The sequence below is a fragment of the Lelliottia nimipressuralis genome, from assembly GCF_004402045.1.
GTDB lineage: Bacteria > Pseudomonadota > Gammaproteobacteria > Enterobacterales > Enterobacteriaceae > Enterobacter > Enterobacter chinensis.
Genome location: NZ_SOMG01000016.1, coordinates 64,860 through 85,522, shown reverse-complemented (window position 1 = coordinate 85,522; position 20,663 = coordinate 64,860). Strand labels below are relative to the sequence as shown.

The 20,663-nt window shown below is 57.9% G+C and carries 18 protein-coding genes; 8 read left to right on the top strand and 10 right to left on the bottom strand.

Features of this window, described 5'->3' with window-relative positions; translation table 11 throughout:
* Positions 1-32 precede the first annotated feature (32 nt).
* Positions 33-1,196, top strand: a complete 1,164-nt coding sequence (yqhD, locus tag E3U32_RS10505; RefSeq protein ID WP_134348743.1) for an alcohol dehydrogenase — start codon at positions 33-35, stop codon at positions 1,194-1,196.
* 105 nt (positions 1,197-1,301) lie between these two features.
* Positions 1,302-2,129 (top strand): 2,5-didehydrogluconate reductase DkgA, encoded by an 828-nt coding sequence (gene dkgA, locus E3U32_RS10500; protein WP_134348742.1) that lies wholly within the window; start codon positions 1,302-1,304, stop codon positions 2,127-2,129.
* 63 nt (positions 2,130-2,192) lie between these two features.
* On the opposite strand, the gene E3U32_RS10495 is transcribed toward dkgA, so the two are convergent.
* The 5 genes from E3U32_RS10495 to E3U32_RS10475 form a co-directional block, all read right to left on the bottom strand.
* Positions 2,193-4,364 (bottom strand): YgiQ family radical SAM protein, encoded by a 2,172-nt coding sequence (locus E3U32_RS10495; protein WP_134348741.1) that lies wholly within the window; start codon positions 4,362-4,364, stop codon positions 2,193-2,195.
* 151 nt (positions 4,365-4,515) lie between these two features.
* A complete protein-coding gene (ftsP, locus tag E3U32_RS10490; protein ID WP_134348740.1) occupies positions 4,516-5,928 on the bottom strand; it encodes a cell division protein FtsP in 1,413 nt (470 codons plus the stop codon).
* Between the two features lie 58 nt (positions 5,929-5,986).
* On the bottom strand, positions 5,987-6,724 hold the full coding sequence (gene plsC / locus E3U32_RS10485) for a 1-acylglycerol-3-phosphate O-acyltransferase (RefSeq protein WP_134348739.1): 738 nt from the start codon (positions 6,722-6,724) through the stop codon (positions 5,987-5,989).
* Between the two features lie 163 nt (positions 6,725-6,887).
* The gene (gene parC, locus E3U32_RS10480) at positions 6,888-9,146 is read right to left on the bottom strand and encodes a DNA topoisomerase IV subunit A (protein ID WP_134348738.1); all 2,259 of its coding nucleotides are present in this window, start codon (positions 9,144-9,146) and stop codon (positions 6,888-6,890) included.
* A gap of 118 nt (positions 9,147-9,264) precedes the next feature.
* A complete protein-coding gene (locus E3U32_RS10475) occupies positions 9,265-9,666 on the bottom strand; it encodes a YgiW/YdeI family stress tolerance OB fold protein (protein ID WP_134348737.1) in 402 nt (133 codons plus the stop codon).
* Positions 9,667-9,804: 138 nt separating this feature from the next.
* Here E3U32_RS10475 and qseB point away from each other — a divergent pair, with 138 nt between their 5' ends.
* The 5 genes from qseB to lysM all read left to right on the top strand — a co-directional run bounded on the left by qseB (position 9,805) and on the right by lysM (position 13,436).
* Positions 9,805-10,464, top strand: a complete 660-nt coding sequence (gene qseB, locus E3U32_RS10470) for a quorum sensing response regulator transcription factor QseB (protein WP_134348736.1) — start codon at positions 9,805-9,807, stop codon at positions 10,462-10,464.
* Positions 10,461-11,810 carry a quorum sensing histidine kinase QseC gene (gene qseC, locus E3U32_RS10465; RefSeq protein ID WP_134348735.1) on the top strand — a complete coding sequence of 450 codons (1,350 nt, stop codon included), beginning with the start codon at positions 10,461-10,463 and terminating at the stop codon, positions 11,808-11,810. The genes qseB and qseC overlap by 4 nt, the downstream gene beginning before the upstream one ends.
* Positions 11,811-11,915: 105 nt before the next feature.
* Positions 11,916-12,497 (top strand): NAD(P)H-dependent oxidoreductase, encoded by a 582-nt coding sequence (locus tag E3U32_RS10460; RefSeq protein ID WP_047347835.1) that lies wholly within the window; start codon positions 11,916-11,918, stop codon positions 12,495-12,497.
* A gap of 31 nt (positions 12,498-12,528) precedes the next feature.
* Positions 12,529-12,843, top strand: a complete 315-nt coding sequence (locus E3U32_RS10455; protein WP_008502984.1) for a putative quinol monooxygenase — start codon at positions 12,529-12,531, stop codon at positions 12,841-12,843.
* Positions 12,844-12,995: 152 nt separating this feature from the next.
* The gene (gene lysM, locus E3U32_RS10450) at positions 12,996-13,436 is read left to right on the top strand and encodes a peptidoglycan-binding protein LysM (RefSeq protein WP_028014428.1); all 441 of its coding nucleotides are present in this window, start codon (positions 12,996-12,998) and stop codon (positions 13,434-13,436) included.
* Positions 13,437-13,453: 17 nt separating this feature from the next.
* Here the strand turns inward: lysM and E3U32_RS10445 are convergent, their stop codons facing one another.
* From E3U32_RS10445 to E3U32_RS10425, 5 genes are read right to left on the bottom strand one after another with little or no spacing between them, the layout of a single operon-like run.
* On the bottom strand, positions 13,454-14,341 hold the full coding sequence (locus E3U32_RS10445) for a MurR/RpiR family transcriptional regulator (RefSeq protein ID WP_134348734.1): 888 nt from the start codon (positions 14,339-14,341) through the stop codon (positions 13,454-13,456).
* Complete coding sequence (locus E3U32_RS10440) at positions 14,338-15,288, bottom strand: iron-siderophore ABC transporter substrate-binding protein (RefSeq protein WP_134348916.1); 951 nt, start codon at positions 15,286-15,288, stop codon at positions 14,338-14,340. Before E3U32_RS10440 ends, E3U32_RS10445 begins: the two co-directional genes overlap by 4 nt.
* A gap of 9 nt (positions 15,289-15,297) precedes the next feature.
* Complete coding sequence (locus E3U32_RS10435) at positions 15,298-16,338, bottom strand: FecCD family ABC transporter permease (RefSeq protein ID WP_134348733.1); 1,041 nt, start codon at positions 16,336-16,338, stop codon at positions 15,298-15,300.
* On the bottom strand, positions 16,335-17,318 hold the full coding sequence (locus E3U32_RS10430; RefSeq protein WP_134348915.1) for a FecCD family ABC transporter permease: 984 nt from the start codon (positions 17,316-17,318) through the stop codon (positions 16,335-16,337). The genes E3U32_RS10435 and E3U32_RS10430 overlap by 4 nt, the downstream gene beginning before the upstream one ends.
* Positions 17,318-18,127, bottom strand: coding sequence for an ABC transporter ATP-binding protein (locus E3U32_RS10425; RefSeq protein WP_134348732.1), 810 nt, complete (start codon positions 18,125-18,127; stop codon positions 17,318-17,320). The genes E3U32_RS10430 and E3U32_RS10425 overlap by 1 nt, the downstream gene beginning before the upstream one ends.
* Positions 18,128-18,508: 381 nt before the next feature.
* Between E3U32_RS10425 and E3U32_RS10420 the strand changes: the two genes are divergently transcribed.
* Entirely contained in the window at positions 18,509-20,650 is a 2,142-nt protein-coding gene (locus E3U32_RS10420; protein ID WP_134348731.1) for a TonB-dependent siderophore receptor, read from the top strand.
* The last annotated feature ends 13 nt before the right edge of the window (positions 20,651-20,663 follow it).

The window sequence follows — 20,663 nt, the reverse complement described above, 5'->3', positions numbered from 1 at the left end:
CACGATTTTTCACCCACTAAAGGGAACGAGCAATGAACAACTTTAATCTTCACACCCCAACCCGCATTCTGTTTGGTAAAGACACTATCGCTGACCTGCGCGCGCAGATCCCTGCTGACGCCCGCGTACTCATCACCTACGGTGGCGGCAGCGTGAAAAAAACCGGCGTGCTGGATCAGGTATATAGCGCCCTGAACGGTCTGGACGTGCGTGAGTTCGGCGGCATCGAGCCCAACCCGTCTTACGAAACGCTGATGAACGCAGTGAAAATCGCCCGCGAAGAGAACATCACCTTCCTGCTGGCCGTCGGCGGCGGTTCCGTGCTGGACGGCACGAAATTCATCGCGGCGGCAGCCCACTACGCAGACGGTGTCGATCCGTGGCATATCCTGGAAACCCGCGGCAGCGACATTAAAAGCGCGATCCCGATGGGCTCCGTGCTGACCCTCCCGGCTACCGGCTCTGAATCCAACAAGGGCGCGGTGATTTCCCGCAAAACCACCGGTGATAAGCAGGCCTTTATGAATGAACACGTTCAGCCCGTGTTCGCCATCCTGGACCCGGTTTACACCTACACCCTGCCTGCGCGTCAGGTGGCGAACGGCGTGGTGGACGCCTTTGTGCATACCGTTGAGCAATACGTAACGTACCCGGTCAATGCCAAAATTCAGGATCGCTTCGCGGAAGGCATTTTGCTGACGCTGGTCGAAGACGGTCCGAAAGCGCTGAAAGAGCCGGAAAACTATGACGTTCGCGCCAACGTGATGTGGGCCGCAACGCAGGCGCTGAACGGCCTGATCGGGGCTGGCGTGCCGCAGGACTGGGCGACCCATATGCTGGGCCACGAGCTGACGGCGATGCACGGTCTGGACCACGCACAGACGCTGGCCGTTGTTCTGCCTGCGCTGTGGAACGAAAAACGTGATACCAAACGTGCCAAACTGCTGCAGTACGCCGAGCGCGTGTGGAACATCACCGAGGGTTCAGACGATGCGCGTATTGACGCGGCAATCGAGGCGACCCGCAACTTCTTTGAAGGCCTGGGCGTGCCAACGCGTCTGTCCGGCTACGGTCTGGATGGCAGCTCCATCCCTGCCCTGCTGGCGAAACTCGAAGAACACGGCATGACCCAACTGGGCGAGCACGGCGACATCACGCTGGACGTGAGCCGTCGTATCTACGAAGCGGCACGCTAAGCGTTTTTGTCCTTCCGACTTTCGTTTTTTGACATTTCGTCCAGACTTAATGCACATCCCATCGCCGGAGTCCCCCTCCGGCGATGCGCACCTGAAGGAGGAAAAATGGCAAACCAAACCGTAATCAAGCTGCAGGACGGCAACGTGATGCCCCAACTGGGGCTAGGTGTATGGAAAGCCGGTAACGACGAGGTCGTCTCCGCCATTCATAAAGCACTGGAAGTGGGCTACCGGTCGATTGATACCGCCGCCGCATACAAAAATGAGGACGGCGTGGGTAAGGCACTGGCCAGCGCCGGCGTCTCCCGCGATGAGTTATTCATCACCACTAAACTCTGGAACGACGATCAAAAACGCCCCCGCGAAGCCCTGGAGGAGAGTCTGGAAAAACTCCAGCTCGACTTCGTCGATCTCTGGCTGATGCACTGGCCGGTTCCGGCCATCGATCACTACGTTGATGCCTGGAAAGGAATGATTGACCTGCAGAAAGAGGGGCTGGTGAAAAGCATCGGCGTCTGCAACTTCCAGGTTCATCACCTGCAGCGCCTGATTGACGAGACGGGCGTCGCACCTGTGATTAACCAGATTGAGCTGCACCCGCTGATGCAGCAGCGTCAGCTTCACGCCTGGAACGCCACGCATAAAATCCAGACTGAATCCTGGAGCCCGCTGGCGCAGGGCGGCGAAGGGGTGTTTGATCAAAAGATTATCCGTGAGCTGGCGGATAAATACGGTAAAACCCCGGCGCAAATCGTCATTCGCTGGCATCTGGACAACGGCCTGGTGGTGATCCCGAAATCGGTCACGCCGTCCCGCATCGCCGAGAACTTCGACGTCTGGGATTTCCGTCTGGATAAAGATGAGCTGGGCGAAATTGCGAAGCTGGATAAGGGCAAACGTTTAGGGCCCGATCCGGATCAGTTTGGCGGCTAGCTGCCGGGTGGCGGCTTCGCCATACCCGGCCTACAAAAAACCCCGGCTTGCCGGGGTTTTCTTTTACGCTTTGCGCTTCACAGGTTTCTTCACGCTGGAATTACCGTTCGAACGCTGATGCACAATCGGCGTGTGCTTGGTCAGCGCCGGGCGCGTATTGCGATTCTGGCGACGCGCTTCGCGCATCTCATCCAGCGTCGGGGCCGGTACCAGGCAGTCGCGACGCGAGCCGATAAGATGTTTTTTGCCCATCTCTTCCAGTGCCTGGCGGATCAGCGGCCAGTTTTTCGGATCGTGATAACGCAGCAGCGCCTTGTGCAGACGACGCTGTTTATCCCCTTTCGGCACCACCACCTCTTCACTCTTATAGCCAATCTTACTCAGCGGGTTCTTGCCGGTGTAATACATGGTCGTCGAGTTGGCGAGCGGTGAAGGATAGAAGTTCTGCACCTGATCCAGACGGAAGCGACGCTGCTTCAGCCACAGCGCCAGGTTCACCATGTCCTCATCACGCGTGCCCGGGTGCGCAGAGATAAAGTAAGGGATCAGATACTGCTCTTTGCCCGCCTGCTTCGAATAAGTATCGAACAGCTCTTTAAAGCGGTCATAGCTGCCCATGCCCGGCTTCATCATCTTCGACAGCGGGCCTTCTTCGGTGTGCTCCGGCGCAATCTTCAGGTAGCCGCCGACGTGGTGCGTTGCCAGCTCTTTGATGTAGCGCGGATCTTCCACGGCGATGTCGTAACGTACCCCGGAGGCGATCAGGATCTTCTTGATGCCTTTCAGGTCACGCGCGCGGCGATAGAGGTTGATCGTCGGCTCGTGATTGGTGTCCATATGTTCGCAAATGCTCGGATAGACGCAGGACAGGCGGCGGCAGGTTTGCTCCGCCCGCGGCGACTTACAGCGCAGCATGTACATGTTCGCGGTCGGGCCGCCGAGATCGGATATCACGCCGGTAAAGCCCGGCACCGAGTCGCGAATCGCTTCTATCTCATTGATGATCGAATCTTCAGAGCGGCTCTGGATAATGCGTCCTTCGTGCTCGGTAATGGAGCAGAAGGAACAGCCACCGAAGCAGCCGCGCATGATGTTGATCGAGAAGCGGATCATCTCATACGCCGGGATACGGGCATTGCCGTACGCCGGGTGCGGCACGCGCTTGTACGGCAGCGCAAAGACGCTGTCCATCTCTTCGGTGGAAAGCGGGATCGCCGGTGGGTTGATCCAGATAAAGCGCTCGCCGTGCTTCTGCATCAACGCGCGGGCACAGCCCGGGTTGGTTTCATGGTGCAGAATACGGGATGCATGCGCGTAGAGCACCTTGTCGGCTTTCACCTTCTCGTAGGACGGCAGCAGCACGTAGGTCTTTTCCCACGGTTTCGGACGCGGCGGCTGCACAACGATAGCCTTCGCTTCCGCCTTCTTTGGCTCTACCGGCTTGTTATCGGCACACGGCAGATCTTCGCCGTACGGGTGTGGGATCGGGTCGATTTTGCCCGGCATGTCGATGATACGGGAATCCACCCCGCTCCAGCCAGGCAGCGCCTCTTTCACCATGATGGCGGTATTGCGTACGTCGCGGATGCTGTTCACCGGTTCACCCTGCGACAGACGGTGCGCCACTTCCACCAGCGGACGCTCGCCGTTACCGTAAATCAGCATGTCGGCTTTGGAATCCACCAGCACCGAGCGGCGAACGGTATCTGACCAATAGTCGTAGTGCGCGGTGCGGCGCAGGCTCGCCTCAATGCCGCCCAGGATCACCGGCACATCTTTCCAGGCTTCTTTACAGCGCTGGGTATATACCAGGGTCGCGCGGTCAGGGCGTTTGCCCGCCACGTTATCCGGCGTGTAGGCGTCGTCATGGCGCAGCTTACGGTCGGCGGTATAGCGGTTGATCATCGAGTCCATGTTGCCTGCGGTCACGCCGAAGAACAGGTTGGGTTTACCCAGACGCATAAAGTCGTCTTTGCTGTTCCAGTCAGGTTGGGAGATGATCCCCACGCGGAAGCCCTGCGCTTCAAGCATACGGCCACAGATGGCCATACCGAAGCTCGGATGGTCAACGTAGGCATCGCCCGTGACCAGAATGATATCGCAGCTGTCCCAGCCCAGTTGGTCCATCTCTTCACGGGACATCGGCAGGAATGGCGCCGGTCCAAAGCAGGCCGCCCAGTACTGGGGCCAGGAGAAGAGGTCACGATCCGGCTGGATCAGGGAAATTGCGCTCATAATGCTTCCGAAGAAAAAATAGACAAAAGGGCGGGGATTATACGCTGGATCATTGCGGGAAATGAAGGGGTATTTATTGCCCGGTGGCGCTACGCTTACCGGGCCTACGGGCCTGTAGGTCGGGTAAGGCGAAGCCGCCACCCGACTCGTTTTACGGCGCCGGATTCACCAGCATTTGCCCCACGGAGCCCCTGTCCATCATCTCCAGCGTCTGGCTGTGGAACAGGAACGGGAAGTGCGGCCAGGAAGGCTGACCATAGTAGACGAGCAGTTCGACCTGGCCATCCACCCAGACGGTATCCTTCCAGCCGCGGTCTTCCGGGAACGGCATCGCGCCATTCACGTTGCGGATCAGGAAGCTTACACCTTCAATATGGAACGACTGCGGCATATCCGAGCGAACGGTCCAGCGCTCCCACGTACCCTGCTGGGCGGTAATGTCGATACGGTTCACATCCCACAGCGCGCCGTTGATACCCGGATCGTCGCCCAGGCTGATATCACGGCTGCGCACCGGCGAGCCGCTCATGATCTCCTGCGGCAGCAGACGCATTGGCAGGCTATCAGTGACCAGCGGCAGCAGACCGGTTGGGCGCAGGGTCAGCACCAGGGTGGAGACAAGAATGCTCGACGGTTCAAAGAACCCGCGGATGCGATCCACAATGCTGGCTGCCTCGCCGCAGGTCAAAGACACTTCATCGCCATTGGTCATATCCACGAGGATTTCACGACGTTCACCCGGCGAGAGCGCCAGCTGTTTGACGGAAACCGGCGCCGGTAAAAAACCCTGGTCGCCGGAGATCACGTGTAGCGGGCGGCCATCGCTCATCTGGAGCTGATAGCGGCGCGAGTTAGAGGCGTTGAGCAGGCGCAGGCGTACCCAACCACGCGAGACTTCAACGTAGGGGCTTTGTGCACCGTTGACCAGCAGCGTATCACCCACAAAGCCACCGCTGCCCGGCTCGCTGTATTCCGGCGTACCGAAATTATCCAGACGTTTGTCCTGGATAATAATCGGGAAGTCGTCCACACCGTAGTGGTTTGGGATCGGCAGAGATTTACTGACCTCATCTTCCACCAGCCACATGCCGGCCAGGCCATTATAGACCTGCTGAGCGGTACGGTTAGGGGTGCTAGCGTGATACCACAGCGTTGCCGCACTCTGGCGGATTGGCAGCACGGGTGCCCAGTCAGCATTGGGTGACATCATGCGCGCGGCACCGCCCATCAACGGGCCAGGAACCTGTAAGCCGCTGACGGTCATGGCAACATTCTCAGCGGTACGGTTACTGTAGATGAGCTTAACGTCATCGCCATTCCACACGCGGATGGTCGGCCCAAGGTAGCGCCCGTTAATCCCCCAGATAGACGCACGCGTGCCCTGGGTAAAGGACCAGTGGCTACGCTGCAGGGTCAGGAAAAGTGGCTGCCCACGACGGGATTCAATCAACGGCGGAATGGGCAGCGGCTGCTGCTGCCCGGCGGCGCTGGCTGTCAGCGGCATCGCACCCGCACAAAGGGCGATCCCCGAAGCCTGAATAAACTGACGCCGACTGAGTGACATATAAGCTCCATCTGAAACGACTAACAACGCGGGAATTCGTTTTCCCTTCAACGCCGGATTAAATCTTACCGGCGGCTTCTCTCTCTGCGACTTCTTTGTCGAGCTGCGCAATATGCTGAGCCATCAGCTCACGGCAGTGTGCTGCCAGCTCGCGCACCTGATCTTTACCGTATTTGCTGGTATCGACGGGTGGCAGCATTTCGACAATCACCAGCCCGTTATTCAGGCGGTTAAGATTAATCTTATTCGATGTATTGGAAACGCACACGGGAATAATTGGAACGCCCGCCGCAATTGCGGCATGAAACGCACCGGTTTTAAAAGGCAGCAGGCCACGACCACGGCTGCGCGTCCCTTCCGGAAACATCCAGATAGAGATTTTGCGCTTTTTGAAGTGATTCACCACTTCGGCAATGGTGCTGTGCGCTTTTGCGCGATTATTGCGGTCAATCAGCAGGTTACCGGTAAGCCAGTACAGCAGGCCAAAAAACGGGACCCACAGCAGGCTCTTTTTCCCCACTGTCACGGTCGGTGGTAAAACGATGTTTGCGGCGGTCACCATATCGTAGTTGTTCTGATGGTTAGCGATATAGATAGCGTTGCCGAAATTCTCAGCCCCTTCAGGCAGACGTTTTTCAACTTTCAGGCCAAACAGCGGCGCAAGGCGACCAAACATATGGCCAAAGGTGGCAACATGCTTTGGATTACGCGGGCTGAACAGGCAATAGATGCAGCCGAAAATACAGACCAGAATGCAGTAAATAACGGTAAGAATAAGACGAACAATGTATAGCATAGCGACCTCTGAAGCCCCAACAGCTGACAATTATACTTCACCTGTGGCCAGGTAAGGACTTTATTACGAGCGCGTATTGTTAATCGCAACGCACGAATTAACAACGATTTTACGGGAAATTTTATTGAAATTCCCCCTCCGGGCAGAGGGGGATATCACGACATTACTCTTCGCTGTCACCCACGGCGCTGCGTGCAGGAGAGTCAATCTCCACGCGGTCGATACGCTGCAGACCGCGCATCAGCGAGCCACGGCGACCGCGCTCACCCACCACCTTCTGCAGCTCTTCCGGACGAAGTTTGATTTTACGCTTGCCGACATGAATGGTCAGCGTGCTCTGCGGCGGCAGGAGGAAGAGGTGCGCCAGGCCATCTTCGCCTTTCGCGGCCTCCGCCGACGGGATGTTGATGATCTTGTTACCCTTGCCTTTTGACAGTTCCGGCAGGTCGCTGACCGGGAACATCAGCATACGGCCGGCGGTGGTGATCGCCAGCAGCATGTCGCTTTCGTTCTCGATCACCAGCGGCGCCATCACGTGAGCGTTGTCCGGCAGGCTAATCAGCGCCTTACCGGCACGGTTACGAGAAACAAGATCGTTAAAGGTACAGATAAAACCATAGCCCGCATCAGACGCCAGGAGCAGCTTCTGGTCATCGGCTTCCATCAGCATATGGTCAACCGTTGCACCCGGCGGCAGCGTCAGCTTGCCGGTGAGCGGCTCACCCTGCCCGCGCGCGGAAGGCAGCGTGATCGGGTCGATGGCGTAGCTGCGACCAGTGGAGTCGATAAACGCAACCGGCTGGTTGCTCTTACCTTTCACCGCCGCTTTAAAGCTGTCGCCCGCTTTGTAGCTGAGCCCAGGCGCGTCGATATCGTGGCCCTTGGCGCTGCGCACCCAGCCGCTCTGAGACAGGACAATGGTCACCGGCTCGGATGGCTGCATGTCGTGCTCGTTCATCGCCTTCGCTTCTTCGCGCTCGTGCAGCGGAGAACGACGGTCGTCACCAAAAGCCTCGGCATCGGCCTGTAGCTCTTTCTTCAGCAGGTTGTTCATCTTGCGTTCGGACGCCAGGATCGCCTGCAGCTGATCGCGCTCTTTTTCCAGCTCGTTCTGCTCACCGCGGATCTTCATCTCTTCCAGCTTGGCGAGATGGCGCAGCTTCAGTTCGAGGATCGCTTCGGCCTGGGTTTCGCTGATGCCAAAGCGCGACATCAGCGCAGGCTTCGGTTCGTCCTCGGTACGGATGATCTCGATCACCTCGTCGATATTGAGGAACGCCACCAGCAAACCTTCGAGGATATGCAGGCGCTTAAGCACTTTCTCCAGACGGTGATTCAGACGACGGCGTACCGTATCGCGGCGGAAGGTCAGCCATTCGGTGAGGATCTCCAGCAGGTTTTTCACCGCCGGACGACCGTCGAGGCCGATCATGTTCAGGTTGATGCGGTAGCTTTTTTCCAGATCGGTGGTGGCGAACAGGTGATTCATCACCTGCTCCATATCCACGCGGTTGGAGCGCGGCACGATAACCAGACGGGTTGGGTTCTCGTGGTCGGATTCGTCGCGCAGGTCGTCCACCATCGGCAGCTTTTTATTGCGCATCTGGGAGGCGATCTGCTCCAGCACTTTCGCACCGGATACCTGATGCGGCAGCGCGGTGATGACCACAGCGCCGTCTTCTTTATTCCACACCGCGCGCATACGCACGGAGCCGCGACCGTTCTGATAGATTTTGCGGATTTCCGCGCGCGAGGTGATGATTTCGGCTTCGGTCGGGTAGTCCGGCCCCTGCACGATATCCAGTACATCATCCAGCGTGGTTTTTGGCTGTTCAATCAGGGTGATGGCGGCTTTCGCCACTTCACGCAGGTTGTGCGGCGGAATGTCCGTCGCCATACCAACGGCAATACCGGTGGTACCGTTCAGCAGGATGTTCGGCAGACGCGCAGGCAGCATCTTCGGCTCCTGCATCGTACCGTCGAAGTTGGGTACCCAGTCAACGGTTCCCTGACCCAGCTCGCCCAGCAGCACTTCGGCATATTTAGACAGACGGGATTCGGTATAACGCATCGCCGCGAAGGATTTAGGATCGTCCGGCGCACCCCAGTTACCCTGCCCATCCACCAGCGGATAGCGGTAAGAGAACGGCTGCGCCATCAGCACCATCGCTTCATAACAGGCGCTGTCGCCGTGCGGATGGTATTTACCCAGCACGTCACCGACGGTACGGGCGGATTTCTTGAACTTGGCGGTGGCGCTCAGCCCCAGCTCGGACATCGCATAGACGATGCGGCGCTGAACGGGCTTCAGGCCATCCCCGATAAACGGCAACGCCCTGTCCATGATGACGTACATGGAGTAGTTCAGGTAGGCGTTTTCCGTGAATTCATGTAGCGCGAGGCGCTCTGCCATATCGCTCATTACGTGTGATTCCTCAACTCAGAAACCGATGGGTTTCAGGCAATATTGCCGCAGATACTACCCTATCTGGCGAGTTGAGTCACAAAGAAAAAGGGCCGCTTATGCGGCCCTTTCCGGGTTATTTGTTCAGCTTAATAACCTGCTTCACGTCGATTTCAAAATCGTTCCACTCTTTATCGACCTTGCCCTGGATTTCCACTTTATCCTGCGGGGTCACGGTCACGCCGTTCCAGCGCTTGTGGTCAATCTCCACGTTTACCGTGCCGGTCTCATCGCGGAAGGTGTAGCGGTCATCGGACAGGCGCTGGGTGATATTCCCGCGCAGCTTCACCCAACTGTCGTCCTTCAGGTCTTTCACCTTCACCGCAGTGGTGAGGTTAGCGTCATTATCGACGAAACCGCCTGCCTGGGTTTGGGTCTGGGTTTGTGCGGCAGACGGGCCGTTAAATCCGCCCTGCGCAGCAAAAACAGGGGCAGTGGTCATCATCATGATGGCGGCAATAGCAGCGAATTTTTTCATATTAACTCTCCCTTTAATTTGGTTTCGTAATCCATTTAACAGGGTAATCCTTAACAACTTCTTAAGGGAAAAATTTATTTATTATTGCTGTACAGCAGGCGCTTACAGAGGGTTTACTGACGGCATCAAGGAGGGAACATGCGCATTTTACTGGTAGAAGACGACACGTTAATCGGCGATGGCATCAAAGCCGGCTTAGGCAAAATGGGCTTTAGCGTGGACTGGTTTACCGACGGAAAAACCGGTCAGGCCGCGCTCTATTCCGCACCCTATGATGCCGTCGTGCTGGACCTGACGCTGCCGGAAATCGACGGGCTTGAGATCCTGCGCGCGTGGCGCGAAAGCGGGCGCAGTGAGCCGGTACTGATCCTGACCGCGCGGGATGCGCTGAACCAGCGCGTCGAAGGGCTGCGCCTTGGCGCGGATGATTATCTCTGTAAGCCGTTCGCGCTGATCGAAGTGGGGGCCCGTCTCGAAGCGCTGGTTCGCCGCAGCCACGGCCAGGCGTGCAGCGAGCTACGCCACGGCAAGGTCACGCTCGATCCGACCCGGCTCGTCGCCACGCTGGACGGTGCTCCCCTGACGCTAAAACCCAAAGAGTTCGCGCTGCTTGAGCTGTTAATGCGTAACGCGGGCCGGGTGCTGCCGCGAAAGCTTATCGAGGAAAAACTCTATACCTGGGACGATGACGTCTCCAGCAACGCCATCGAGGTTCACGTCCATCATCTGCGCCGCAAGCTTGGCAGCGAGTTTATCCGCACCGTGCACGGCATCGGTTATACCCTGGGTGACGCATGAAACTGACGCAACGCCTGAGCCTGAAGCTGCGCCTGACGCTTCTCTTTTTACTGCTGTCTCTGACGGCCTGGTTTGCCGCCAGTCTTGTTGCCTGGCAGCAAACGACGCACAAGCTCGACAAGCTCTTTGATACCCAGCAGATGCTGTTTGCCAAACGGCTGCTGACGATGGATCTTGACGAGATCCGCGCCCCCGAACGGATGCGTGAAATCCCTAAAAAAGTGAAGCATGGTCGTCTGGATGACGACGCGCTGGCTTTTGCCATCTACGCCGTCGACGGCAAAATGATCCTCAATGACGGTGAAAATGGCAGCGATATTCCGTACCACTATCGCCGCGACGGGTTCGATAACGGGCAGCTACTGGGTGACAACGACGAATGGCGCTTTTTATGGCTGACGTCGCCCGACGGAAAGTACCGCGTGGTGGTCGGCCAGGAGTGGGAGTATCGGCAGGATATGGCGCTGGACGTGGTCAGCTCGCAGCTCACACCGTGGCTGGTGGCCCTGCCCGTGATGCTGCTGTTGCTAATCGTACTGCTAAGCCGCGAACTGAAGCCGCTGAAAAAGCTGGCGCAGACGTTGCGTTCTCGCTCACCGGATGCCACCGATAAACTGCCGACGGAGGGTGTACCAACAGAAGTACGTCCCCTGCTCGACGCGCTGAATCATCTCTTCACGCGAACCCAGGAGATGATGACCCGCGAGCGTCGTTTTACTTCCGATGCTGCCCACGAATTACGCAGCCCGCTGGCGGCCCTGAAGGTGCAAACCGACGTGGCGCAGCTCTCTCAGGACGACCCGCAGGCGCGGGAAAAAGCGCTGATGCAGCTGCATGCGGGTATCGACCGCGCCTCCCGGCTGGTGGATCAGCTCCTCACGCTGTCGCGTCTGGACTCGCTGGATAACCTGGACGATGTGGAACCGATTATCCTGGCCGATTTACTGCAGTCGGCCGTGCTGGATACCTGGCACCCGGCCCGGCAGGCGGGCATTGATATTCGCCTGAACATCAATGCGCCAGAGGTTACACGCACGGGCCAGCAGTTGCTCCTGAGCCTGCTGGTGCGCAACCTGCTGGACAACGCGATTCGCTACAGCCCGCGCGGCAGCGTGGTAGACGTGACGCTGGACACGCGTAGCTTTACCGTGCGCGACAACGGCCCCGGTATTTCACCTGATGCGCTGGCGCGCATCGGCGAACGTTTTTATCGTCCCCCGGGCCAGGATGCCACGGGCAGTGGGTTGGGGATATCTATCGTCAGGCGCATTGCCGCCCTGCATGGTATGCACGTCTCGCTGAACAATGCACCTGAAGGGGGCTTTGAAGCGAAGGTCAGCTGGTAAGGGATTATTGCATTTAATGCAAAAGACTTTGCACATTTTGCTCATTTTAACGCACCGTCCTCGCGCGTAGAATACTCGCCATACTCTCATCACCGAGGACAAATAATGAGCAACATTCTGATTATCAATGGCGCAAAAGAATTCGCGCACTCTAAAGGCCAGCTGAATGACACCCTGACCGAGGTCGCGGACGGTTTCCTGCGCGACGCCGGGCATGATGTTAAGGTCGTGCGTGCGGACAGCAATTACGACGTGAAAGCCGAAGTGCAGAACTTCCTGTGGGCCGACGTGGTGATCTGGCAGATGCCAGGCTGGTGGATGGGCGCGCCGTGGACCGTGAAAAAGTACATGGATGACGTGTTCACCGAAGGTCACGGCTCGCTGTATGCCAGCGACGGCCGTACCCGCTCCGATGCCTCTAAAAAATATGGCTCCGGCGGCCTGATTCAGGGCAAAAAATACATGCTGTCCCTGACCTGGAACGCGCCGATGGAAGCGTTCACAGAGAAAGATCAGTTCTTCGAAGGCGTGGGCGTTGACGGCGCGTACCTGCCGTTCCACAAGGCTAACCAGTTCCTGGGCATGGATCCGCTGCCGACCTTTATCGTCAACGACGTGATTAAAATGCCTGATGTCCCGAGCTATATCGCAGAATATCGCAAGCATCTCGCGGAAATTTTTGCTTAACTGGTACCCTGGAATTAAAGGAGTAGTCACAATGCTTACCGTTATTGCAGAAATCCGTACTCGTCCAGGTCAACATCACCGCCAGGCGGTGCTGGATCAGTTCGCGAAAATTATCCCGACCGTACTGAAAGAAGAAGGCTGCCACGGCTACGCGCCGATGGTGGATGCCGCCACTGACGCCAGCTTCCAGGCGACCGCTCCAGACTCGATCATCATGGTTGAGCAGTGGGAAACCGTCGCGCATCTTGAAGCGCACCTGCAGACCGCGCACATGAAAGCGTGGAGCGACGCGGTGAAGGGTGACGTGCTGGAAACCCACATCCGCATTCTGGAGCAAGGGGTTTAAGTTCGTGGTATTTGCCGGGTGGCACTGCGTTTACCCGGCCTACAAAACCTGAACCGTAGGCCCGGTAAGCGTCAGCGCTACCGGGCTTTTTTTATCAGCTTAAAACTCAACTGCTATGCTTATTCTGACTTCATGATTAACAGGAGGATGGAATGGGTCTTTTTAACTTTGTAAAAGAAGCAGGCGAAAAGCTATGGGATAACCTGACCGATCATAAAGGCCAGAGCGACAAAATCACCGAGCATCTCAAGAAACTCAATATTCCCGGTTCAGATAAGGTTCAGGTTAACGTCACCGACGGCAAAGCCAGCGTGACGGGCGACGGGCTGACCCAGGAACAGAAAGAAAAAATCCAGGTCGCCGTCGGGAACATCGCGGGCGTCAGCGAGGTGGAGAACAACATCACCACGACCGATGCCAAAGATGAAGCCACCTACTACACGGTGAAATCCGGCGATACCCTGAGCGCTATCTCCAAAACCGTGTACGGCGATGCCAACCAGTACAATAAGATTTTTGAGGCTAACCGCCCGATGCTCTCCAGCCCGGATAAAATCTATCCTGGCCAGACGCTGCGTATTCCTAAAGCGTAATCCGCGAGCCGGGGAAATCAGCTGCTTTTCTTCCCCGGTTTTAACCCACGATGTAGCTCGTTGATGCGCTTCATTGACTTGATGGTGCGCTGCGGCTCGGTGGAGGCGACGGATAAAATAATCATCTCCAGACACAGCAGCACCGTGCCGTGGAGCGGGATTTTGCCCTTTTCGCCGCCGCGCGGAACGTGGATCACCACGCTGGCCTCCTTACTGAAACGCGAATCAAGGGCGTTGGTCAGCAGGATCGTTGGGATACCCAGACGTTTTGCTTCACGCAGCGTGGTTTGCCCCTCCCGGTGCGCGGACTTCTGCGCCATCATCACCAGCACGTCGCCGCGCTGAAGCGCAATCAGCTGTTCCGCAAGCCCTATCCCGGTGCGGTTAAGCGGCGTGGCGGGTAACCCCATGCGGCTGAACAGCCTGGCAGTGTACTCGGCCAGAATGCCGGAGGCGCCAATACCAAATATGGCAACCTGTCTCGCCTGCGCCAGCAGGGAAACCGCCTGCGCCATCGCGTAGCGGTTGTGGGGCTCGGATAGCACGTCGCAGGTGTGTTGATGCCCCTCCAGCACAAAATCAATGCTCGCATTGACGTCGCTGGCAAGCGTATTCACCGTGGTGGACATCTTTTCGCTGGACGTCACCACCGGACCAAACCACTGCTCCAGGGTCTGCTTCAGATCGCGCAGCCCGGCGAACCCCAGCGCCTGAATGGCGCGGACCACCGTGGCGTCCGAGGTTTTCAGTTCCGCAGCAATCTCCATTGCCGTCTGTTCCATCACCGCTTCGCGGTTGTCATGGATATAGCGTGCGACCTGCAGCAAACGCGGCGTCAGCTGATGCGCACGCGCGCGAAAGCGATCGCCATATACATCCACGCGCCCTTTCTCTTTGCGGATCACCGTGACGCCTCCGGCAGCGGACGCCCGGCAATCTGCGACTGCACCTGCGCGGCCATCAGTCCTAACGAGGCAAACGAATTCGAGATCGCCTCTTCACGCGAGATCAGCACGTAATGCCCGGTCCGGCAGGCATTCAGAAACTGACACCACCCCGGCATCACCGCATCCATCGCCGCCAGCTCGTCCTGCGGTTTACCGCCGGTATCCCCACGCCAGGTGGCGAAGACGAAGTCGGCATCCAGTTCCGGCAGGCGCTCGGCGCTGACGTCAATCCGCCCCCCTTCCGGAATGGACTCAATCAGCGGCGGGAAGGTGAACCCGGCATCACGGAGCACGCGGCCTAGCGAGTGATAGCTGTGCATGGCGTTAATCTTCCCCTGATTCGCCTGAATCACCGACACGCTAATTTTGCGGGTATCCACCGTCGCTTTCAGCGCCTTTATTTGCTCCTGATAGCGACGCTCAAGGATCGCCAGCCGCGCCTGCGTGCCCGTGAGCTGCGCCAGCTTGCGGTAGATCTCCGGCGCGCCGCCATCGAGATGATCGATGCTGACCGTCGGGGCAATTTTTTCCAGCTGTTCCACCGGGGTGTTGCGGGTCGGCTCGGTCACGATCAGGTCAGGTTTTGCGGCGGCGATAGCTTCAATATCGATATCCGCCGTGCCGATAAATTTGATGTCGGAATTATCGAAGTCGACGCCCGTCAACATTCCGCTGGAGCGCAGAAAGTGGCTGCCGTCCGGCCGCGTGCGGCCATGGCTCGCGACCGGCGGCACGCCAAGCTCAATCAGCGGAATGGTGATATCCAGATCGTGTAACGAGACAATCCGTTTCGGATGAACCGGCACCACCACTTTTCGGTTCAGATCGTCAGTAAACGTCTGCGTCGGCTCCGCCGCACTCACCGCGAACCCCACCAACAACAGCATCGAAAACACTACGCGCATCATAGTCCCCTAAAATCTGTCCCGACGCTGCCAGAGCAGCAGCAGGAAAAACGGTCCGCCAATCAATGAAATCACAATTCCCGCCGGCAGCTGCAGCGGGAGGAATGCCAGACGGCCAACGTTATCCGCCAGCAGCACCAGCAGCGCACCCAGCACGGCGCTTCCCGCCAGGAGCGCGGTTTGCCCACCGCGCAGCAGCAGGCGTGCCATATGCGGGGCAATCAGCCCCACGAAACCAATACTACCCACGCAGGAGACGCTGGCCGCCGTCAGCACCACCGGGGCGAGAACCCGCAGCAGCGCCAGCCGGGTTGTGCGTACGCCAAGGCCCGTAGCGGCCTGATTGCCGAGCAACGCCACGTCCGCGGCCCGCGCGGTAAACAGCAACAGCACAAACGCGGGAGCAGCCCAGAGTGCGGCTAGCCCCACCAGCGTCCAGTTTGCCGCATGCAGGCTTCCTGCCAGCCAGAGCATCGCCGTCTGCACGTCGCGCACGTCAGCAGTGGTGATGAAGACGCCCATCGCCGCGGCAAACGCCCATGACACGCCGATGCCAATCAGGATGAATCGCGGGCGCGAGATATCGCGCGCCAGGGCTATGACCACTAGCGCGGTGAGCAGCCCACCGGCCATCCCGACCAGCGGACGCCAGGCCAGACTCAGCGACGGGAACTGAAAAATCAGCAGCAGTACCGCCGCGCTACAGCCCTCTTTCACGCCGATAAGCCCCGGGTCAGCCAGGCCATTGCGTGTAATAGACTGCATTGCCGCCCCAGCCATACCGAGCATGGCGCCACACAGTATCGCCATCAGCAGACGCGGCAGGCGGATGTCCATCACGATGTAGCGCGTCTCCGCCGTCAGGCTTTCAGGGTAAAACAGCGCGCGCCCGACATCTGAAGTGGGAATTGGCAGGGAACCGTGCGTCAGGCCAAAACCTGTCAGCAGGCAGGCGGCCAGCGCCAGGACGACCAGACACGCCATCGCCTTTGGACGAATCAGCGCCGAGAAGGTGCCAACGCGCAGCGCACGCAGTCCGGCCCGGTTCATTTGAACATCCTCGTGGCCATAAAGATGAAAATGGGTGCGCCAACCAGGGCAGTCATGATGCCGGTTGCCAGCTCCCAGGGCGTAAACAGCGTGCGGGCGGCGATATCCGCCAGCAGCAAAACCACCGCGCCGCAGAGGGCAGACAGCGGTACCATCACTCGCAGATCAATCGACACCAGACGGCGAATGAGCTGCGGCACCACAAGGCCGATAAAGCCAATCGGCCCGGCGATGGAGACGGCCGCGCCGCAGAGCAGCGCGATGGCCAGCAGGGCGAGCAGGCGGGTTTTCAGCAGCGACACGCCAAGCCCCTGGGCCATTCTGTCCCCCAGCGCCAGCATATTGAGCGAAGGCGACAGCCCGATAGCGAGAACAAAACCGGCTGCTGCAGCCCACAGGGCGCTCCGGAGCATCTGTGCGTTAACCCCGGCTAAATCCCCCGCCAGCCAGGTACGCAGGGAGAGCAGCGTCTGTTCGTCCAGAATCAGCACGGCGGCGGTGACTGACGAGGCAAATGCCGACATCGCGACACCGCACAGGGTGATTTTCATTGGCGTGAGCCCGGTGCGTCCGGAAGAGGAGAACATCAGCACCAGCAAAAACAGCGTGGCGGCACCGGCGGCGGCAATAAGCGGTTGACCAAATGGCAGAGTCAGACCCAGCGCGCTCGTCAGCACCACAGCCAGCGCCGCCCCGGCATTGAGACCCAGAATATGCGGCTCGCCCAGCGGGTTGCGGATGACTGACTGCAATAATACCCCCGCCACACCCAGCGCCGCGCCGGTAAGCGTGGCCGCCATAAGGCGTAACAGGCGCAGCCTGATGATGACGTTATGATCGAAATTATGCGGGTCGAAAGCGAAAAAAGCCTCGACCACCGTCCAGGGAGGAATAACGCGCGCGCCGACCCCCAGATGTGCAACCGCGGCCGCCACCAGCAGGAGCGCAAAAAGGATAAACGCCAGAGACGTGCGCATTATCATTTTTCAGCAGCCTGGCGAAAGGGCATAAAGAACGGTTTGCCGGTCAAGGGGTTAACGGACATATGCACGTCGACATCAAATACCGCTTTGATCAGCTCCGGCGTGCAGACGTCGCCTTCATGCAATACACCCTCTACTTTTCCCTGGCGTAAAAAGACCAGCGAATCGCCGTAGTTCACCGCGAAGTTGAGATCGTGCAGCACCACCACCACGGTACGTCCGTGCTGGCGGGTCAGGGCGTGCAGCAGCTCCAGGATCTCCACCTGATAGCGGAGGTCGAGAAACGTCGTGGGTTCATCAAGCAGGATATACGGCGTTTGCTGCGCCAGCGCCATGGCGATCCAGCAGCGCTGGCGCTGGCCGCCGGACAAGCTTTCGACCGGCAGATGCGCAAAGGCTGCCGTGCCGGTCAGGCGCAGGGCCTCCTCCACCGCAAGCTCGTCTTCGTCGCTCCACTGGCGCATAAAATTTTGCCAGGGAAACCGCCCGCGCGAGACCAGATCGAATACGGTTAACCCTTCCGGCAGCAGCGGAGACTGGGGCAGAATACCAAGCTGACGGGCAACCGCTTTGGTTGGTTGCTCATGAATGGCTTTGCCGTCCAGCAGCGCGGTTCCCCCCAGCGGCTGCAGCAGCCGCGCGATAGTGCTCAACAGCGTGGATTTTCCACAGCCGTTCGCCCCTACCAGCACCGTCATTTTCTGCTGAGGGATCGCAAGGGAGATCTCATCAATGATGATTTTTTTCTGATAGCCCGCAGAGAGGTTCTCCAGAACCAGTCCCGGTTTGTTTGTGTTGTGTGCCACGTGAACGCCAACGTAATGAAAAAACAACAAATAAAAATAAAACTCATTCTCTTTTGAGAGTTTGACGCCGCGCCATGTAGTAGTCAAGAGAAGAAACACCCTGATAATCCCATGGGTAAACGGAAAGCATCACAAAAATCATTAATATAATAATATCTTAAATTTCAATTAATTAACTGTTAATACGTTGCGCTTTTACGTACCACTTATGGCTGTAGTCGATTTTTGCTTTTTTCCATTTACTACTACATCCATGCATGATTGAATGATTCTCAATTACAAGTTCGATGCTTTCAGGCTAACGAACAGACCGTAAGGGCAATGACTCATACCTTCTTCCACGAACGTTTATTCGTTGGATATTTCGGGAAAACAGATGTAATGGCTACGTTCACACCTTCTCTTTCTGGGATTAAAGGGCGCGCGCTCTTTTCGCTTTTGTTTATGGCACCTCTGGTACACGCAGCAGAGACCGCAGCAACAAAAGACGGCGAAACCCTCACCGTTACCGCCGATCCCAATGCCACGGTCGAGGCCACCAACGGCTATCAACCGCTGAACACCTCCACTGCCACGCTAACCAACATGCCGATGCTGGATATCCCGCAGGTGGTGAATACCGTCAGCGATAAAGTGCTGGAGGATCAGCACGCCACCACGCTGGATGAAGCGCTCTATAACGTCAGCAACGTGGTTCAGACCAACACCCTGGGGGGGACGCAGGATGCGTTTGTACGCCGAGGATTTGGCGCGAACCGCGACGGCTCGATCATGACCAACGGCCTGCGCACCGTACTGCCGCGCAGCTTTAATGCCGCAACCGAGCGCGTGGAGGTGCTGAAAGGCCCGGCCTCAACGCTTTACGGTATCCTCGATCCGGGCGGCCTGATTAACGTCGTCACCAAACGCCCGGAGAAGACCTTCGGCGGTTCGATTTCCGCCACCTCTTCCAGCTTTGGCGGCGGCACCGGACAGGTTGACGTGACCGGCCCGATTGACGGCACGCGTCTGGCGTATCGCCTTACGGGTGAATATCAGGACGAAGATTACTGGCGTAATTTTGGCAACGAACGCAGCACCTTTATCGCCCCATCGCTCACCTGGTTTGGCGATGATGCCACCGTGACCGTGCTCTATTCTCATCGCGACTATAAGACGCCGTTCGATCGCGGAACGATCTTCGATCTCAACACTAAACAGCCGGTGAATGTGGATCGCAAAACCCGCTTCGATGAGCCGTTTAACGTGACCGACGGCCAGTCCGATCTCGCTCAGCTCAACGCAGAATATCGCCTCAACAGCCAGTGGACCGCGAAGTTTGACTACAGCTTCAGCCAGGATAAATACAGCGATAACCAGGCCCGCGTGATGGCCTACGATTCAAAAACCGGTAACCTGACCCGCCGCGTGGATGCGACCCAGGGCTCGACCCAGCGCATGCACAGTACCCGTGCGGACCTTCAGGGGAACGTGGATATCGCAGGCTTTTACAATGAGATCCTGACCGGCGTGTCGTATGAGAATTACGATCTGCTGCGCACGGACATGATGCGCTGTAAAAACGTGAAAGATTTCAATATCTATCACCCGACGTATGGCAACCTCGGCAAATGCACCACCGTGTCGGCATCCGACAGCGACCAGACGCTCAAGCAGGAGAGCTATTCCGCCTACGCGCAGGATGCCCTGTACCTGACCGATAACTGGATCGCCGTCGCAGGGATGCGCTATCAGTATTACACCCAGTACGCGGGCAAAGGCCGTCCTTTCAACGTTAATACCGACAGTCGCGACGAGCAGTGGACGCCGAAGCTGGGGCTGGTTTACAAGCTCACACCATCCGTCTCGCTGTTTGCCAACTACTCACAAACGTTTATGCCGCAGTCGTCCATCGCGAGCTACATTGGTGACCTGCCGCCGGAAACATCGAATGCTTACGAAGTGGGCGCGAAGTTTGACCTGTTCAACGGCATTACCGCCAATATCGCGCTGTTTGATATTCACAAGCGCAACGTGCTGTACAACGAAAGCGTAGGGGGTGAAACCATCGCCAAAACTGCGGGCCGCGTGCGTTCCCAGGGGGTGGAGGTGGATGTTGCCGGGTCATTGACCGAAAACACCAATATCATCGCCAGCTATGGCTATACCGACGCGAAGGTGCTGGAAGATCCGGACTATGCCGGCAAACCGCTGCCGAACGTGCCGCGCCATACCGGCTCGCTGTTCCTGACCTACGATATTCACAATGCGTTTGCCGGAAACACCCTGACGCTCGGCGGCGGCGGGCACGGCGTGAGCCGTCGCTCAGCGACCAACGGAGCGGATTACTACCTGCCGGGGTATTTCGTGGCGGATGCGTTTGCGGCATATAAGATGAAGCTGCAGTATCCGGTGACGCTGCAGGTCAACGTGAAGAACCTGTTTGATAAGACCTACTACACCTCATCTATCGCGACCAACAACCTGGGCAACCAGATTGGCGACCCGCGCGAAGTGCAGCTGACGGTGAAGATGGAGTTTTGATGTAAAAAAGCCC

What these genes read in the sequence shown, in the direction of transcription:
- yqhD (WP_134348743.1), top strand. Translation starts at nt 33, where the DNA reads ATGAACAACTTTAATCTTCACACCCCAACCCGCATTCTGTTTGGTAAA.
- dkgA (WP_134348742.1), top strand. Translation starts at nt 1,302, where the DNA reads ATGGCAAACCAAACCGTAATCAAGCTGCAGGACGGCAACGTGATGCCC.
- E3U32_RS10495 (WP_134348741.1), bottom strand. Translation starts at nt 4,364, where the DNA reads ATGAGCGCAATTTCCCTGATCCAGCCGGATCGTGACCTCTTCTCCTGG.
- ftsP (WP_134348740.1), bottom strand. Translation starts at nt 5,928, where the DNA reads ATGTCACTCAGTCGGCGTCAGTTTATTCAGGCTTCGGGGATCGCCCTT.
- plsC (WP_134348739.1), bottom strand. Translation starts at nt 6,724, where the DNA reads ATGCTATACATTGTTCGTCTTATTCTTACCGTTATTTACTGCATTCTG.
- parC (WP_134348738.1), bottom strand. Translation starts at nt 9,146, where the DNA reads ATGAGCGATATGGCAGAGCGCCTCGCGCTACATGAATTCACGGAAAAC.
- E3U32_RS10475 (WP_134348737.1), bottom strand. Translation starts at nt 9,666, where the DNA reads ATGAAAAAATTCGCTGCTATTGCCGCCATCATGATGATGACCACTGCC.
- qseB (WP_134348736.1), top strand. Translation starts at nt 9,805, where the DNA reads ATGCGCATTTTACTGGTAGAAGACGACACGTTAATCGGCGATGGCATC.
- qseC (WP_134348735.1), top strand. Translation starts at nt 10,461, where the DNA reads ATGAAACTGACGCAACGCCTGAGCCTGAAGCTGCGCCTGACGCTTCTC.
- E3U32_RS10460 (WP_047347835.1), top strand. Translation starts at nt 11,916, where the DNA reads ATGAGCAACATTCTGATTATCAATGGCGCAAAAGAATTCGCGCACTCT.
- E3U32_RS10455 (WP_008502984.1), top strand. Translation starts at nt 12,529, where the DNA reads ATGCTTACCGTTATTGCAGAAATCCGTACTCGTCCAGGTCAACATCAC.
- lysM (WP_028014428.1), top strand. Translation starts at nt 12,996, where the DNA reads ATGGGTCTTTTTAACTTTGTAAAAGAAGCAGGCGAAAAGCTATGGGAT.
- E3U32_RS10440 (WP_134348916.1), bottom strand. Translation starts at nt 15,288, where the DNA reads ATGCGCGTAGTGTTTTCGATGCTGTTGTTGGTGGGGTTCGCGGTGAGT.
- E3U32_RS10435 (WP_134348733.1), bottom strand. Translation starts at nt 16,338, where the DNA reads ATGAACCGGGCCGGACTGCGTGCGCTGCGCGTTGGCACCTTCTCGGCG.
- E3U32_RS10420 (WP_134348731.1), top strand. Translation starts at nt 18,509, where the DNA reads ATGGCTACGTTCACACCTTCTCTTTCTGGGATTAAAGGGCGCGCGCTC.